Source organism: Streptomyces sp. NPDC055078, from assembly GCF_053607985.1.
The window spans coordinates 1-15879 of the sequence record NZ_JBSGUP010000014.1; the positions used below are offsets into that span (position 1 = coordinate 1).

14 protein-coding genes are annotated in these 15879 nt (G+C 72.3%); 5 read left to right on the top strand and 9 right to left on the bottom strand.

Annotation, left to right across the window (positions count from 1 at the left end; genetic code table 11):
• Window positions 1-44 precede the first annotated feature (44 nt).
• The 3 genes from ACWF94_RS02480 to ACWF94_RS02490 form a co-directional block, all read right to left on the bottom strand.
• Window positions 45-1127, bottom strand: a complete 1083-nt coding sequence (locus ACWF94_RS02480; RefSeq protein WP_453483923.1) for a substrate-binding domain-containing protein — start codon at window positions 1125-1127, stop codon at window positions 45-47.
• Window positions 1128-1365: 238 nt separating this feature from the next.
• Window positions 1366-2850: an FGGY family carbohydrate kinase gene (locus ACWF94_RS02485; RefSeq protein WP_453483925.1), complete on the bottom strand. Its 1485-nt coding sequence runs from the start codon at window positions 2848-2850 to the stop codon at window positions 1366-1368.
• A gap of 37 nt (window positions 2851-2887) precedes the next feature.
• Window positions 2888-3943: a 2-hydroxyacid dehydrogenase gene (locus ACWF94_RS02490; RefSeq protein WP_453483926.1), complete on the bottom strand. Its 1056-nt coding sequence runs from the start codon at window positions 3941-3943 to the stop codon at window positions 2888-2890.
• Between the two features lie 340 nt (window positions 3944-4283).
• Between ACWF94_RS02490 and ACWF94_RS02495 the strand changes: the two genes are divergently transcribed.
• From ACWF94_RS02495 to ACWF94_RS02505, 3 genes are all read left to right on the top strand, one after another.
• Complete coding sequence (locus tag ACWF94_RS02495; RefSeq protein ID WP_453483928.1) at window positions 4284-4919, top strand: histidine phosphatase family protein; 636 nt, start codon at window positions 4284-4286, stop codon at window positions 4917-4919.
• 5 nt (window positions 4920-4924) lie between these two features.
• Window positions 4925-5701 carry a DeoR/GlpR family DNA-binding transcription regulator gene (locus tag ACWF94_RS02500; protein WP_453483929.1) on the top strand — a complete coding sequence of 259 codons (777 nt, stop codon included), beginning with the start codon at window positions 4925-4927 and terminating at the stop codon, window positions 5699-5701.
• Window positions 5702-5928: 227 nt separating this feature from the next.
• Window positions 5929-7401, top strand: coding sequence for an FGGY-family carbohydrate kinase (locus ACWF94_RS02505; RefSeq protein WP_453483931.1), 1473 nt, complete (start codon window positions 5929-5931; stop codon window positions 7399-7401).
• Window positions 7402-7525: 124 nt separating this feature from the next.
• Here ACWF94_RS02505 and ACWF94_RS02510 read toward each other — a convergent pair whose 3' ends face one another.
• Complete coding sequence (locus ACWF94_RS02510; protein ID WP_453483932.1) at window positions 7526-7876, bottom strand: DoxX family protein; 351 nt, start codon at window positions 7874-7876, stop codon at window positions 7526-7528.
• Window positions 7877-7965: 89 nt separating this feature from the next.
• Here ACWF94_RS02510 and ACWF94_RS02515 point away from each other — a divergent pair, with 89 nt between their 5' ends.
• Complete coding sequence (locus ACWF94_RS02515; protein WP_453483934.1) at window positions 7966-8421, top strand: MarR family winged helix-turn-helix transcriptional regulator; 456 nt, start codon at window positions 7966-7968, stop codon at window positions 8419-8421.
• 82 nt (window positions 8422-8503) lie between these two features.
• Here the strand turns inward: ACWF94_RS02515 and ACWF94_RS02520 are convergent, their stop codons facing one another.
• From ACWF94_RS02520 to ACWF94_RS02540, 5 genes are read right to left on the bottom strand one after another with little or no spacing between them, the layout of a single operon-like run.
• Window positions 8504-9259 carry a class I SAM-dependent methyltransferase gene (locus ACWF94_RS02520; RefSeq protein WP_453483936.1) on the bottom strand — a complete coding sequence of 252 codons (756 nt, stop codon included), beginning with the start codon at window positions 9257-9259 and terminating at the stop codon, window positions 8504-8506.
• Between the two features lie 41 nt (window positions 9260-9300).
• The gene (locus ACWF94_RS02525) at window positions 9301-10851 is read right to left on the bottom strand and encodes an ABC transporter ATP-binding protein (RefSeq protein WP_453483937.1); all 1551 of its coding nucleotides are present in this window, start codon (window positions 10849-10851) and stop codon (window positions 9301-9303) included.
• Window positions 10848-11825: an ABC transporter permease subunit gene (locus ACWF94_RS02530; protein WP_453483939.1), complete on the bottom strand. Its 978-nt coding sequence runs from the start codon at window positions 11823-11825 to the stop codon at window positions 10848-10850. The genes ACWF94_RS02525 and ACWF94_RS02530 overlap by 4 nt, the downstream gene beginning before the upstream one ends.
• On the bottom strand, window positions 11822-12853 hold the full coding sequence (locus tag ACWF94_RS02535; protein ID WP_453483940.1) for an ABC transporter permease: 1032 nt from the start codon (window positions 12851-12853) through the stop codon (window positions 11822-11824). The genes ACWF94_RS02530 and ACWF94_RS02535 overlap by 4 nt, the downstream gene beginning before the upstream one ends.
• Entirely contained in the window at window positions 12838-14400 is a 1563-nt protein-coding gene (locus ACWF94_RS02540; RefSeq protein WP_453483965.1) for an ABC transporter substrate-binding protein, read from the bottom strand. The genes ACWF94_RS02535 and ACWF94_RS02540 overlap by 16 nt, the downstream gene beginning before the upstream one ends.
• A 383-nt stretch (window positions 14401-14783) precedes the next feature.
• Between ACWF94_RS02540 and ACWF94_RS02545 the strand changes: the two genes are divergently transcribed.
• Window positions 14784-15779 carry a TauD/TfdA family dioxygenase gene (locus tag ACWF94_RS02545; RefSeq protein WP_453483941.1) on the top strand — a complete coding sequence of 332 codons (996 nt, stop codon included), beginning with the start codon at window positions 14784-14786 and terminating at the stop codon, window positions 15777-15779.
• Window positions 15780-15879: the final 100 nt, after the last annotated feature.

Here is a 15879-nt window from a genome sequence, read left to right on the forward strand (position 1 = left end):
CGCCCCCGGGGTGCGGAGCTACTCGATACCGGGTCCGGAGCCGGTCACTTGATGCCGAGTTCGGCACAGGCGGCGGCGTATTTCGCGGTGCACACATCAGCGGTACTGAGGGGCTTTCCGGAGCCCACCAGGACTTCGGCGATATTCTTCTGGGTGACCACCGTCGGGGTGAACAGCTCCGACGGAGTGTCGAAGAGTTCGGCGTTCCCCTTCGGCTTCTTGCCCTCGACAAAGGCGAATGCCGCGTCCGCCGCGGCACGGGCGACGGTCTTGATGGGTTTCGAGATGGTGTTGTACTGATCGCCGTTGACGATTCGCTGGGCGGCTGCCATTTCGGCGTCGTTTCCGGTCACGGGCGGAACCTTCGTCCCCGCGGCCTTGAATGCGGCGATCGAACCGCCCCCGGTGCCGTCATTGGCGGCCACCACTCCGGAGATCTTTCCGCGGAATTTGCTGATCTGGCCGCTGACCCAGTCCTGGGCCTTGCTCGGCTCCCAGGCGGGGGTGTCGTATTCGGCGAGGAGATCGAATCCGCTGGGGTCGACCGCCCGGTGGATGCCCTTCTTGATCAGACCGGCCGCCGCGTCGGTCGGCGATCCGTTGACCTGGAGGATGCCGCCCTTGGCCGATGTCTGCTTGAGATGGTCCACCAGCGACTGGCCGATCATGGAGCCGATCTTCTCGTTGTCGAACGACACGTAGTAGTCGGCCTTGGCCGCGGGGATCGGGCGGTCGTAGGCGATGACGGGGACGCCCCGACCCTGCGCGGTACGGACGGTGGTGGCCGCGGCGGCGGAGTCCACCGGGTCGATCACGATCGCCTTGGCGCCCTGGGCGAGGGCCGAGTTCGCCTGCTGTTGCTGCTTCGCGGCGTCGCCGCCCGCGTTCTGGTAGAGAACGGTGCAGCCGTCGCACAGTTCCTTCATCCTGGCCTTGAAGAGCGGTGCGTCGTACAGCTCGTAACGGGTCGACGCGAGATCGGGCATCAGAAATGCGATCTTCGCGTTCTTCGCGGAGCCGCTCCCCGATCCGTTGGATGTCCCATTCGTCGAGCACGCGGTGGCGGAAACGAGTACGGCCGCGACGGATACGGCTACGGCATACGTTCTGACAGAGAGCTGCTTCACTGGGTTCTCCTTGGAGTTCCGCCCCGTGACAAAGGGGGCGGTCGACTGGTGGAGCGACTGTCACCAGATGCGATGCGAAAAGCCGGTCCGTAGCCGGTCGGTACAGATTCCGCGCGGCAAACGTAACATCGATCACGTTAGTACTGTCAATGCTTCTGTCAGAACTAACGGTGGTTCTACCGCGTGTCGTGACAGAAGCTGTGCATGCATACTTGCGGGGCGGCTATTTCACACACCGTCATGACGGTTCGGGCACCGGTCCGGGAATGCGCGACCGCCCGCTCCACCGGTCCCGGGCGCGGGCCAACCCGGCCCGGTAGCCGCCGTATCCGTCCTCGTAGAGCGCCCGGACGTCCGGGCGCGGATCGACCATCTGATGGGTGCCCTGCCACCCGGCTGCCGAGGAGTCCAGGGAGGCCCGCGCGACGGACACCACACCGAGCGCGCCCACCTGTTCCGCCAGGGGGATACGGACCGGCCGGCCGAGGATGTCGGCGAGGAGCTGAGCCCACATCACCGAACGGGCGCCGCCGCCGCACAGGGCGAGGGTGCCGCTCAGACCGGCGGTGTCCAGACAGTGCCGGGCCGCGTAGCCGATGGCCTCGCACATGGCCCGGACGGCGTCCGCCCGGCCGGTGGCGAGGGTCAGTCCGTCCAGCCGGCCGATGGCCGCAGGCTCCACGAAGGGGGCCCGCTCCCCCGCCTCGGAGAGGAAGGGGAAGGCGGTGACGCCCCGGGCACCGGGCGGGCTCCCGGCCAGCAGGATGTCCAGATCGGCGGTGGTCGCGCCGGTGAGGGCCAGGACCCACTCCAGCGCCGCGGTCCCCACCATGGCGGGCATGGCGCGCAGCCACTGCCCGGGGTCGGGGGTGCACAGCCACATCCCGGCGGGTTCGGCCCGGGGGTCGATCTCGACCCGGTCGGTGAGCACCTGGGAGGCGAGTGTGGTGCCGAGGATGAGTACGCCGTCCCCCGTTTCCCGGACGCCGCTGCCGATCGCGCACGCGGGCAGATCGTAGGGTCCGGCCACGACGGGCAGCCCTTCGGGCAGCTCCAGCAGCCGGGCGCCCCGGGCGTCGAGCCGGAGCACCGTGCCGGGTTCCGCGGGTGCGGGCAGCAGCGGCGCCCGGTCCTCGATCCCGCAGGCGGCCAGCGCCCCGCGCGCATAGGTCCGGGTGCGGGGGTCGAGGAACGGCAGGGTCGCGTCGGATGCGTCCAGGCACACCTCGCCCGTGAGCCGCTGGGCGACGGCGTCGACGCAGTACCCGGCGACGGCGGCCCGGTCCAGGGAGCGCGGTTCATGTTCCTGGAGCCAGGCCAGCAGGGGCCCGTGGCAGCCGGGGAACATCCCGGATCCGGTGTGGGCGTACGCCTCCTGGACCGTGCCGTCCGCGAGCCAGCGCGCCACCAGGTCCGAGGCCCGCGCGTCCATCCACGAGATCGCCGGGCGGACGGCGCGGCCGTCCGCGTCCCGCAGCCACAGTCCGTCGCCCTGGCCGGTGAGCGCCACGGCGTCCGGGGGCCGGGGCAGGGCGGCGGTGACCTCGGCCACCACGTCGCGGACGCTGTCCACGACATCGTCGAGATCCTGTTCCACCCGGCCGCCGGGGAGCCGGTCGAGACGGGAGCGGCGGGCGGCCGACGCGAGGGCGTTCCCCGCCTCGTCGTAGGCCACGGCCTTGGTGACCGACGTTCCGATGTCGACGCCGATGACGGTGTTCACCACGGGTTCCTCCCCTGTCCCGGGACCTGGGTGCCGTTCATGGCCGCCCGGCCAGGAGCACGTCCGGATTGGCCGGGTGGGCGAGTTCCACGCCCCGGACGAAGCGGCCGACCTCGGCCGCGGTGATCTCCGCCGCGCGGTGTGCGGTCTGGCGGGTCGCGCCCGCCAGATGGGGGGTGGTGATGACGTTCGGCGCGTCCCGCAGGGCCCAGCCGTCCGGGATCGGCTCCACGTCGTACACATCGAGGGCGAGCGCCCCGAGCCGGCCGCTGCGGAGCATCTCCGGCAGGGGCGTGTGGTCGAGCAGGCCGCCCCGGGCGGAGTTGACCAGGATCGCGCCGTGCGGCAGGAGGGCGAGCCTGCGGGCGTCGAGGAGATGGTGTGTCTCCGGGGTGAGGCGGGCGTGCAGGCTCACCACCTCGCTGCGGCGCAGCAGTTCGTCCAGCTCCACCGGTTCGACCCCGTCGCGGGCCGCCGCGGCCGGGTCCGTATAGGGGTCGGCGACCAGCACCCTGGCTCCGAAGGCGACCAGCACGCGGGCCACGATGCGGCCGATGGCGCCGTAGCCGACCAGTCCTGCCGTGGCGCCGCTGAGTTCGGTGCCGCCCTGTTCGTAGGCGTAGAGATCACCGCGCCAGGTACCTCGCTTGAGGTCGGCGTCGGCCGCGCTGATACGCCGCATCGCGGTGAGCATCAGGCCGACGGCGAACTCGGCGGCGGCGGGGGCGTTGCGGCCGGGGGCGAAGCTGACGGCGACGCCGTGGCGGGTGGCGGCGGCGAGATCCACGTTGACCGGTCCGCCCCGGGAGACGGCGACCAGCCGCAGCTCGGGGGCGGCGGCGAACACCCGCTCGGTGAACGGGGCCATCTGGGTGACACAGACGGCCGCGCCGGACAGGGCCGCGACGAGCTGGTCCTCGGTACCGCTCGCCTCCCGTACCTCTCCGACCGGTCCGAAGGGCTCATGGGGCCAGGGCAGGGTCAGTTCGGTGATCTCGGGGGACGCCCGGCCGGTGGGCGCCAGCTCCCGGTCCAGGGCGGCACGTATCAATGCGGGGCGGACGAAGTGGTCGCCTGCGGCGAGGATGCGCATGAACGCTTCAGTCCTTCTGCCGGGAAGCCGGAGCGGCCAGGACCCTCGGCCGCTCCCGGGTTCGGATGGTGGAATGCCTGTTAAATTAACAGCGAGCATGTGAGGGGGCAATGTCTTCGTCCGTCTGTTCCGGAACCGGGTGCCGTTCGGCCGCCCGAGCCGGTGTCCCGCGACGGCACGGGACCAGGCGCCCGTTTCCTCGTCTGTTCCCTGTCGGCTCCCTCGTCAGTTCCCCTCGTCAGCCGCCGGGCCCGCGTCGTCCGCTGCGGACCGTATCGCCCGTATCGCCCGTTTCCGTACGCACCGGTCCGCAGCGGCCCCACCAGAAGGAAGGTCCCCCATGGCTTCTCGCCTCCTGCTCGTCCGGCACGGCGAGACCGTGTGGCATGCCGAGAACCGGTACGCCGGAGTCACGGATGTCGCACTGACCCCGAAGGGCCTCGACCAGGCCGCCGCCCTCGGCTCCTGGGCCGCCGGATCGGGCGTGGACACGATCGCCTGCTCACCGCTGAGCCGCGCCCGGCTGACCGCCCGTCCCGCGGCGGCGGCGCTCGGCCGCGAGCCGGAGGTGGTCGGCGGACTGCGCGAGGTGGACTTCGGCTGGGCCGAGGGCCGGACCATCGAGGAGATGGCGCGCGCCGATCCCGAAGCCGTACGGCGGTTTCGCGAGGACGCCGGATCCGGCGGGTTCCCCGGTTCGGAGCCGCTGCCACAGGCCGCGGCCCGGGCGACCTCGGCCCTGCGCGAGCTGGCCGGGCGGCACCCGGAGGGCAGAGTCCTGGTCGTCGCCCACAACACCCTGCTGCGCATCGCGCTGTGCGAGCTGCTCGGGCTGCCGCTGGGCCGCTACCGGCGGATCTTCCCGCGGCTCGACAACGGCGCCGTCACCGAGATCGAGATCTCCGGCCAGGACACGGCCCTGCGCGCCCTCAACATTCCCACGCATCTGCCCGCGTCCCGTCGTACGGGAGACTGATCGACATGACGAAGACATCCGCCGAAGCGCGCCGACGGCTCATCGCCGACCATGTGGTGGAACACGGTACGGCCACCGGCGCGGACCTGGCCCAGCTCACCGGCGTGAGTCTGATGACCGTCCACCGCGACCTGGACGACCTGGCACGCCGAGGGGTGCTGCGGCGCTTCCGCGGCGGTGCCTCCGCCCTGCCCTCCACGGTGTTCGAGTCCAATCTCGACTACCGGCTCGGGGTCAACACGGCGGAGAAGAAGGCGATAGCCCGCACCGCAGCCGAACTGGTGGAGCCCGGTATGTCGGTGATGCTGGACGACTCGACCACCGTCCTGGCCCTGGCCGGCCTGCTGGTGGACATGGCCCCGCTCACGGTGGTCACCAACGCCCGGCGGGTGGTCGACGTCTTCACCGACCGGGAGGGGGTCCGGCTGATCGCCCTGGGCGGTGAGTACTCACGCACCCATGACTCGTTCCTCGGGGTCCCCTGTGTCGAGGCGATCGAGGCGCTCTCCGTGGACCTGGTGGTGGTCTCGACGTCCGCGCTGGACGCGAGGATGGCGTACCACCAGGAGCAGGACGTGGTGCTGGTCAAGCGGGCCATGCTCACATCGGGCGCGGGCAAGGTCATGCTCATGGACCACACCAAGCTCGCCCGCACCGCGCTGCACCGGGTGGGGCCGGTGAACGGTCTCGACCATCTCATCGTGGACGACGGGGTGGAGCCGGAGCTGCTCGGCAGGCTGCGGGAGCAGACCCGGGTGAGTGTGGCGCCCGTCGCCTCATGAACGCGCCCTACCACCGATGATGGATGGTGTGTTAACTTCACACGAGTCAATCACATCCTGGCTGGGGAGAAACGTTTGCGGCCGGCCGTGGCCGGAGTCGGCACGACGCCTGAGCCCCCTCCGTGCTCCCGGGTGAGCCGGTTTCCCGTCCGTCACGGCCGCTGACGTCTGTCCCGCTGACGTCTGTTCCGGTGCCGTGCGGGTGCAACGAAAGGACGCCTCCCGCCATGAGCAGTGGACCCCGACGGACGACCTCCCGCCACCCGGCCGTGATCGGCGTCGACATGGCCACCGCCTCGGTGCGGGTGGTGTGCGCGGACGCGCGGGGCCGGGTGCTCGCCGAGTCGGTGGCCGCGCTGCCGCCGCCCGTGCGCGGCGGCGGGGGGACGAGCGAGCAGGACGCCGGGCGGTGGTGGCCCGCCGCCCGGTCCGCGCTGCGCCGGGTCACCGGCTCCCTGCCGCTGGGCGGCCGTGAGGTGGTGGCGGTGTCCGTGGCCGCCACCTCGGGCACCATCGTCCCGGCGGGTGCCGACGGGGAGTTCCTCGGCCCTGCCCTGATGTACGACGACCGGCGTGCCGCCGATCTCAATGCGAAGGCCCAGGAACTGGGCAGCGCCCGCTGGCAGGAGCTCGGCCTCTCGGTCGGCCCCACCGCGGCGCTGGGTCGCGCCGTCTGGTGCCGGCAGACGTACGGCTCCGCCCTGCGCCGTGTGCTGCACACACCGGAGGCCCTGGGCCGGATGCTGACGGGCCATCCGGTCGCCGTGGACTGGAGCCACGCGCTCAAGTCCGGTTACGACGCCCGGGCCGGCGAGTGGGCGGGTGAGGTGTTCGACGCGCTCGGATTCCCCGTGGACTCACTGCCCGAGGTACGGGCCCCCGGCACCGAGGCGGGTGTCGTCGGCCCGGCGGCGGCCGAGGAGACGGGGCTGCCCGCCGGGTGTTCCGTACGTCTCGGGATGACGGACGGCTGCGCCGGGCAGATCGCGACCGGAGCGGTGGCACCGGGCGCCTTCGTGGGTGTGCTCGGCACGACGTATGTCCTCAAGGGCGTCACCGAGGAACTGGTGCGCGACCCGGCGGGAGCCCTGTACAGCCATCGGCACCCGGACGGCTGGTGGCTGCCGGGCGGGGCGTCCAACACGGGCGGCGAGGCGCTGGCGGCCGTCGACCCCGCGCGGCTGCCGGCCCTGGACAGCGCCGCCCGGGACCGGGGGCCCGCCTCGTATGTGCGCTATCCGCTGCTCCGGGACGGGGAGCGGTTTCCCTTTGTGTCCGGTGCGGCGCGCGGCTTCGGCCTCGGTGTCCCGGTGGACGACGCGGACGCGCACCGGGCGACGCTCGAAGGTGTCGCCTTCGTCGAACGGCTGGCGCTCGACCGGGTGCGGAGCCTGGGTGTGGTGGTCTCCGGCCCCCTGCACACGGCAGGGGGCGGCAGCCGCAGCGCGGTGTGGACGGCGATCCGGGCCACCGTCCTGGACCGGCCGGTCCGGGTGGTCGAGCGGGCGGAGACGGCGTTCGGCGCGGCGGTGCTCGCCGCGACCGGCACTCTGCACGAGGACCTGTCGTCGAGTGCCGGGGCCATGACGGGGACCGGGACGGTGTTCGAACCGGTGCGTGCCGAGCGGCAGGCGATGGATGACGCGTACGGACGGTTCCGGGCGGAACTGGCCCGCAGGGGCTGGCTCGACGCGAGGTGACGCGCGGCGAGGTGACGCGCGGCGGGGTGAGGTGAGGGAGCCGGTCCGGGCCGACGCGACGCGCGCCGAGGTCCGCGATGTGGCGTCCGTGCCGAATCCGGTTCTGGCCGAGTTCAGGCCGAGTTCAGGCCGAGAGGACACCCAGCACCAGCGGGACGGCCGACAGCACCAGCACCACGCCCGGGGACACGGTCCCCTTGGCGTCGTTCGCCCGCAGATGGGTGATGATCGCACCGACGAAGTACAGCACCGTGCCGACCGCTGCGGCCACTCCGAGCGGCCGGTACCAGATACCGGCCAGCAGTCCGACGGCGGCGACGATCTCCAGCAGGGCGAGCGGGCCGAACCAGCGGAGCGGCACACCCAGTCCGGTGAGCGTCTCCGTCACCCGCTTCTCCTTGACCAGCTTCCCGCGCCCGGAGGCGGCCAGCATCAAGGACAGCAGGACTGCGGCGACGACGTACGCGATGAACATGGGACCTCTTACAGTTGATGAACAAATATCGTTGAACTCTATCAACGATTGAGGTTAATCGACAGTAGGGGTCCTGTTACCATATTGAGATGCGAGCGCACACGACTGAGGAGCCCATGGACGGATTGGCCTTCCTGCTGGCCAGACATGGCGCGATCGCCAATGTGCTGCTCCGCAGCGCCCTCAGCGCAGCCGGGCTGACCCCCCGGCACATCATGGCGCTGCGGCATCTGGACTCCGGTCCGGTGAGCCAGCAGGCGCTGATCGATGTGCTGGGGGTCGACCCGAGCGTGCTGGTGGCCGTGCTCAACGACCTGGAGCGCGCGGAGCTGGCCCTGCGCAGGCGGGACCCGGCGGACCGCCGCCGGCACATCGTGGAGATCACGCCCGCCGGGACCGCCGCCCTGGCCAGGTCGGACGCCACCCTGGCCGAGGTGGAGAGCGAGCTGTTCACCGATCTGTCCCAGCGGGAGCGCGCGGATCTGCGCGGGCTGCTGAGCCGGATCAACACCTCGGCCGACCACTACACCTGCACCGAGGACTGAGCACCCGGCCGCACTCGCGCCGGACGGGCGGTCCTCGCGCCGGACGGGCGGTCCTCGGCGCGCGCGGCCGTGCTGTTCCGCGCTACCCCTGGAAGCGCGCGGCGGTGTAGAGGGCCGTGCCGCCGAGATCGCTGTCGGACAGCGCCGCGTTGTCGTACATCCCCAGCGTCATGAAACCTGACGCCGACAGATGGTGGCTCAGCTCCATGGGGTAGAGCAGCCGGAGCCGGACATGGTCCACCACTTCGGGCTGCCCCTCGATGCGCCAGACGCGTTCACGGGTGAGCAGTTGACGGTGCCTGTCCCACGTGTACCGGGACTCGGCGGTGCCCCGGAAGCGGTCGGTGTCGATGGATATCCGGCGCCGCGGCCCCTTGCCCTCCAGGGCGCCGTAGGGGTTGAGGGTCCCGAGGACGAGCAGCGTCCCGGGCTCCGCGTGCGCGGCGAAGGTCTCCATCACCCGGTGGACCTCGTCGTTGGTCCTGGCGTAGTTGAGCACCCACCCCAGACAGGTGATGACGTCGAACTTCCGGCCGAGGCGCACCGACAGCATGTCGTCGGCCAGGAATTCAAGGCCCGGATGCCGGCGGCGGGCGTACGAGACCATGCTCTCGGATTGGTCGACACCCACACAGTCGAGCCCCTCGGCCCGGAATCCGGCGACATCGTGGCCCGTGCCGCAGCCGATGTCGAGTAACGTCCGCGGCGCCGTCCCGAGGTGGCGCCCGAGCATCTGCCGGCACATGCCGGGCACCGGGTCGTCGGCGTCGAGGAAGGCCGCCTCGTACAACTCCGGATCGCGGTACAGGAGATTGCTCATCGGCGTCTGCTGGTCCATCGTCACTCCTGGGAGATTCGGTGATGGGCGTTGTCGTCCCGTCAGCGCCGCGGGAGGGGTGCGGGGGAGGCCGGGCGGCCGGCCACCAGGGCGGCGCTGACGGGGTGGGACGGTGCGGCGAAGAGCTGTGCGGTGGGCCCGGATTCGACGTTGCGGCCCTCGGAGAGGACATGGAGCGTATCGGTGCGGTGTGCGACCAGCCGCAGATCATGGCTGATGTGGACGACGGCCAGGCCCCGGCCGCCGCGCAGTTCTTCGAGCAGGTCCATGATCGCGTCGGCCGTCCCCGCGTCGAGGGCTGAGGTCACCTCGTCGCAGATCAGCACGTCGGGATCGGCCGCCAGCGCGCGGGCTATGGAGGCGCGCTGACGCTGCCCGCCGGAGAGTTCCCGGGGGTAGCGGTCCGCGAAGGCGGCGGGCAGGCCGACCCGGTCCAGGAGTTCCAGGACCCGCGCGGGTGCCTGTTCGCGTCCGGCACGCCGGTGCAGTCGCAGGGGGCGGCCGATCGCCGCGCCGACCGTACGGCTCGGGTTGAGGGTGCCCAGCGGATCCTGGGGTACGTACTGGAGGCGCCGGCGCTGCTCGCGGGTACGCCGCCGGGCGGCGGGGGCGAGTGCCACACCGTCGAGTCGTACCGTGCCCCCGGTGGGGCGGTGGAGTCCGACGACGGCGCGTACGAGGGTGGTCTTGCCCGAGCCGGACGCGCCGACGATGCCCGTGCTGGAACCGGCGGCGACGGTGAGGCCGATGTCGTGGAGGACGGGGACGGGGCGGCCTCTGAGGAGGAACGCCGCCCCCAGGCCGGATACGCGGAGTACGGGATCGCGGTCGGCGTGCGGTGGGCGTCGGGCCGGGCGGGGAACGGCGGGCCGTGGTCCCGGCCGGCGAGGCGACAGTTCCACGACGTCGTCCGCCAGCCGGGCGACCAGGTCGTCGTCGTGGCAGGACAGGGCGACGGCCAGCCGGTGGCTCTTCGCGAGATGGCGCAGGAGTTCCGCGATCTCCTCGCGCAGCGCCGGGTCGAGTCCCGCGGTGGGTTCGTCGAGCAGCAGGACCGCCGGGTGACGGGCGAGCGCCCTGGCCAGCGCCACCCGCCGTTGCTGGCCTCCGGACAGTTCGGTCGTACGGCGGCGCAGCAGGCCGGGGTCGGGGGGCAGCCGGACTTCCCCGAGCAGCGCGGTCAGTGCCTCGGTGCGGGTGTCCACGGCGAGTTCGGCGAGCAGGCGGCGTACCGTCATCCGGGGGTTGAGGCCCGATCCCGGGTCCTGTCCGAGGTAGGCGATCCGGTGGCGGCGCAGCGCCCGCAGTTCGGCGGCGCCGAGGGCCGGCACATCCTGGCCGAGTACCTCGATGGTGCCCGTGGTGCGCCGTGCCAGCGGGGGCAGGGCACCGGCGACGGCCCGGAGCAGTGTGGTCTTTCCGCTGCCGGAGACCCCGGTGAGCGCGGTGACGCGGCCGGGCCGCAGCTCCAGCGAGCCCCGGTCCAGCAGGATGCGGCCGTCCTGGGCGGCGATGGTGAGATCCCGTACGCTCACCGCCGCCTCGGCGGAGGGGGGCTGGCCTTCGGGATACCAGTGGGGCAGATGGTTCACAGGGCGGTCACCGCTTTCCGGCCGGTCCGGGGTACGAGGGCCGAGGCGGCCAGGTTGACGCTCATGGCCAGCAGGCCGATGGCGGCGCTGGGGGCCAGGACGGCCCAGGGGTTGAGGACGATGCCGCCCGCGTTCTCACGGATCATCAGCGCCCAGTCGGCGGCGGGCGGCTGGGGGCCGACCTGGAGGAAGCCCGCGGTGGCGACGACGTACACGGCCGCGACGAAGCGCAGTCCGAACAGGGCGAGGAGGGTCGCGCGGAGATTGGGCAGTACCTCGCGGACGACTAGGTGCCACAGTCGTTCGCCGCCGACGGCCGCCGCCTCGACATAGCCGGAGGCGGCGACGGGCGCCGCCGCCCCGGCGACGAGCCGCACCGCGTAGGGCACGCCCATCACGGTGGCGGCGGCGATCACCGCGAGCCGCCCGCCGCCCGGCCAGGACAGCGCGATGAGCAGGATGCCGAGGACGGCGGGCAGCAGCATCAGGACATCCGCCGTCCGCTCCACGATCCGTCCGACGGCCGGGCGCAGCGCGGCGAGAGCGCCGAGCAGCGCCGCCGACACGGTGACCAGGAGGGTGACGAGCAGGGAGGTGGCGATGAGTTCACGGCCGCCCGCGAGGAGCCGGGTGAGTACGTCCCGCCCGAGCTGGTCGCCGCCGAGGGGTGCGGGGCCCCCGGGTTCCGCGTAGGGGGCGGTGACGGGGGTGTCGACGGTGTGCGGGGCGAGCCACGGCCCGACGACGGCGAGAGTCACCAGCAGGACGGCGGGCGCGATACGCAGGACGGTCCCGCGCGCGGGCCGGTGGCTGGGCTTCCGCTGCGGGGCGGTGGACCGTTCAGCGGCGGGCTCCGCGCCACTGGACCGCGGGGAGTCCGGCTTGTGCGGGGCGTCCGGGCCGCGCGGGGCGTCCGGGCCGCGCGGGGCGTCCGGATCGCGCGCGGAGCGCGGGTTCTGCCGTGGCGCGGTCATATGCGGCCTCCGGAGGCGCGGGCCCGGATCAGATCGGCGAGCAGGAGTACGCCGGTGATGACGGCTCCGGTGACGGCGACGACCGCGGCGATGACCGGGCTGTCCCGGTCGGTGACGGCCCCGGCGAGGACCGAGCCGATGCCCGGGTAGTTGAAGATGGTCTCCACCACGACGGCGCCGCCCAGCAGCATTCCGGTCGAGGTGGCGATGCCCGCCGCGATGGTGGGCAGGGCACCGGGCAGCAGATGGTGGGTCAGTACGCGGTGGCGGGGCAGTCCGTCGATGACGGCGGTCTCCACATGGGGGGCGGCGGACTCGTCGGCGAGGGCGGCGCGCACGATGCGGGTGTTCCAGCCGATCTGCGGGATCGACAGGGCGAGCACGGGCAGTACAAGCATGGTCCAGGAGGCGGGTGCGCCGTCGGCCCCGGCGAGGGTGACGGCGGGCAGCCAGTCGGTCCACAGGGCGAAGACCAGGACCAGGGCGACCGCGACGACGAACTCGGGCAGTGCGAGCACCCCGGTGGCGGTGGCCGATACGGCGCGGTCGGTCCTGCCGCCGGGCCTGAGCGCCGCCCAGCAGCCGAGGGCGAGCGAGACGGCGAGGGTGACCAGCAGGGCGAGGGCCCCCAGCAGCAGGGTGTTGGGGAAGGGGCGCGACAGCAGTTCGGTGACGCTCTCGCCCCGTGCGGAGGTCCCGAGGTCCCCGGTGGGCAGGCCGGTCATCCAGTCGGCGAAGCGGGTGAGGACCGGGCGGTCGAGGCCGAGGAGCACGCGCCGCGCCTCGCGGTCGGCCGCGCTCTCCCCGCGCTCCGAGGTGGCGGAGGCCGCGTCGCCCGGCAGCAGTTCCACCGCGGCGAACACGGCGGCGAGCAGCACGCCGAGCAGCACGGCCCGGCGGGCGAGCAGACCGGCGAGCCGCAGCACCCCGGACAGCACGCGCCGGGCCGGCCAGGGCGGCCCCGGGTCGAGGTCGGGGCCGGGCGCGGGCGCGAGCCGCTTCGCCGTACCGCTCAGCGGGCCAGCCACGCGCGCTCCAGCTGCACACGTCCGTAGCCGGGCAGGGTGGGCAGTCCGCGCACGGCGGCGGCGGCCAGATCGATGCCGTCGGCGACGCCCCAGAGGAGATAGCCGGAGGCGTCGTGCTCGATCTGCTGGAGTTCGCGGACGACGTCGGCGCGTTCGGCGGGGTCCTTGGTGCCCATCGCCTTGCGGTAGGCGGCGTCGAAGGCGGTGTTCTTCCAGCCGGTCTCATTGGTACCGGATTCGGAGACCATCGTCTTGCTGGCGAGGAAGGCGACGGAGTCGTTGGTGCCCCAGTAGGTCGTGTAGAGGTCGCCCTTGAGCCAGGTCTTGTCCCAGAAGGTGGCGGATTCCTGTTTGACCACCTCGATCTTCACCCCGGCCTCGCGGAGCTGGGCGGCGAAGAGGGTGGCGGACTCGGCGAGGCCCGCGATGTCCTCGGTGGTCGTCAGCCGGTAGGTCCTGGCGGTGTCGAAGCCCGCTTCCTTCAGCAGCGCTTTCGCCCGGGTGAGGTTCCGGGTGCGCTGGGGGATGTCCTTGGCGTAGGCGGGGTCGCCGGTGCCGAGGATGTCGTTGGCGACATGGCCGTACCCGGACAGGACCTGCTCGACCATGGCCTCGCGGTCGACGGCCAGCCGCAGCGCCTCGCGTACCCGGGGGTCGGCGAAGGGGCCGGACGCGGTGCGCATGACGATCGGCATCGCCATGTCGTGGGGGCGGCGCAGGATCTGGATGTCCTTCCGCTTCTTGGCCGTACGGGCGGCGACCGCTCCGGCGTTGGAGGCCAGGTCGATCTGTCCGGCGAGCAGGGCGTTGGACATCGCCTGCGGGGATTCGAAGATCTTCACCTCGATCGCGTCGAGGAGGACTTCGCCGCCGTACCACTTGTCGTTGCGTACGAGCCGGGCGTTGCCGGAGCGGAACCACTCCAGTTTGAAGGGGCCCGCGCCGGGTGCCTTGGCGAGCGCGTCGTCCCGGGTGCCCTTCTTGAGGACGAAGGTCGACAGCCGCAGGAGCAGGGGCAGTTCGGCGTTGGGGTAGTCGGATACGAGGACGACGGTGCCGGTGCCCTCGGCCCTGATGTTCCCGGCCTTGATGCCGGGCAGCCGGGATGCTCCGGCGGGGGTGCCGCGCAGCCTGCGCAGCGACCAGACGATGTCATCGGCGGTGAGCGGGGTGCCGTCGTGGAAGGCCGCGCCGTCGGCGACGGTGAAGCGCCAGGTCCTGAGGTCGTCGGAGGCCGCCCAGCGGGAGGCCAGGCGTGGGACGGTGTTGGTCTTGGCGCCGGGGGCGGTGAGGGTGTCGTGGACGAGGGCGATGACGAGATAGTCGCTCTCGTTGGCCTGGGAGCCGTGCGGGTCCCGGGTGATGGCGGACGCCCGGCCGAGCGCGCCCACCCGGAGCGTGCCACCCTTCTTCGGCCTGCCGCCCTGGGCACCGGGTCCGGTCGAGGCGGCCTTGTCCCCGTCGCCGGAACAGGCGGCGAGGAGGGCCGCCGTGCCTATCGCTCCGCCGGCCCACAGCACTTGGCGCCTGGTGACGTTCACGTACATCCTCGATCCGGTTCGGAACAGCAGGGAGTCTGACACTTAGGGTTGCCTACCCTAAAGAGAACCGCTCCCGCAACCCCGCCCGGGGCGGACCCGGGCGTCCGGCATGCCCCCGGAGCGGCCGAAAAGCGTACGGCCTGTACGCACTTGAGGCGCCCCGGATGCGCCAATGACCAAAAACTAAGGGTTGCCTTACCTAACCAGGATGCTAGCGTCCGAACCGCCCGCTGACAGTCGGCCCCCTGGACGGTCCTGCCCGAAGCGGCCGTCCGGCGCCGAACGGCACCACGTCACAGCACTCGCCGGTACGACGTCACAGCGCCCGAGCACGGCACACCCAGCGGGTCAGATTCCTCCGGATTCCAACCGAAACGGATCTCATGGCCATGAGCACGGCAGCCGCACCTGTCCGTCAGCTCGACACCCGCTCCCGGGGCGAACTCCGCCGGATGTCGGAGGACTTATGGGCCGAGTTCGGCACCTCGGCGACCTCTCCCCCGTTTCTGGCGCGTCTCGCCCGGTGCGCCACCGCACTCGGGCGGAGCCTGCGCCATCACTGCCGCCCCGCAGACACCCCCGACGGACTGTTCGTCCTGCGGGGTCTGGACGTCGACGACCGGGCCGTCGGCCCCACACCCGCCGGCTGGGCCACCGCCGGGGACCGAGGCGGGGTCCACGACATCGCCCTGCTGCTGCTCGCCACGGTGATGGGCAACCCCATCGCCTGGGAGGGCCAGCAGGACGGCCGCTTCGTCCACAACATCGTGCCCTCGCCCGGACACGAGAGCGAACAGACCGGCGCGGGCTCCACGGTGCTGCTCAGCCCGCACACCGAGGACGCCTTCCACCCCGGCCGCGCCCATCTGCTGATCCTCGGCTGTATCCGCAACCACGACCGCGTCGCCACCACCGCCGCGGGCATCCGCAACGTACGGCTCACGGACGAGGACATCGCCGTCCTGACCCGCCCCACCCTGCCGATCCTCCCCGACGACGCCTATGCCGACGCCCGGGACTTCGCCGGTGGCGAGCCTCCTTCGGTGCCCACGCTCTACACCGCCGCGGACGGGATGACGCTGCGCTTCGACCCGGCGTACACCCCGCTGGCGGACGCGGACGAGACCTATCGGGCCGCCTACCGGCGGCTGGAGGCCGAACTCGACCGGGTGTCACTGGCGGTCAGCCTCGACGCGGGCGACGTACTCGTCATCGACAACGATCTGGTCGTCCACGGCCGGGTCCCCTTCCGGCCCCGCTACGACGGCACCGACCGCTGGCTCAAACGCGCGTCCGTCCGCGTACCCGGCAGGCGCACCCGGCCGCCCGCCGAGTCGGACGAACACGGCTACGGCCAGACCGCCCGCGAAGCACACACCGTCTGACGGGACCCGCCGGGCCGGCGAGACCCGGTGCCTTAGCCGCCGGCCGGTGAGCACCTTCACCGACTGACCGGCTGACCGACTGACCGACCGACGCACTGGC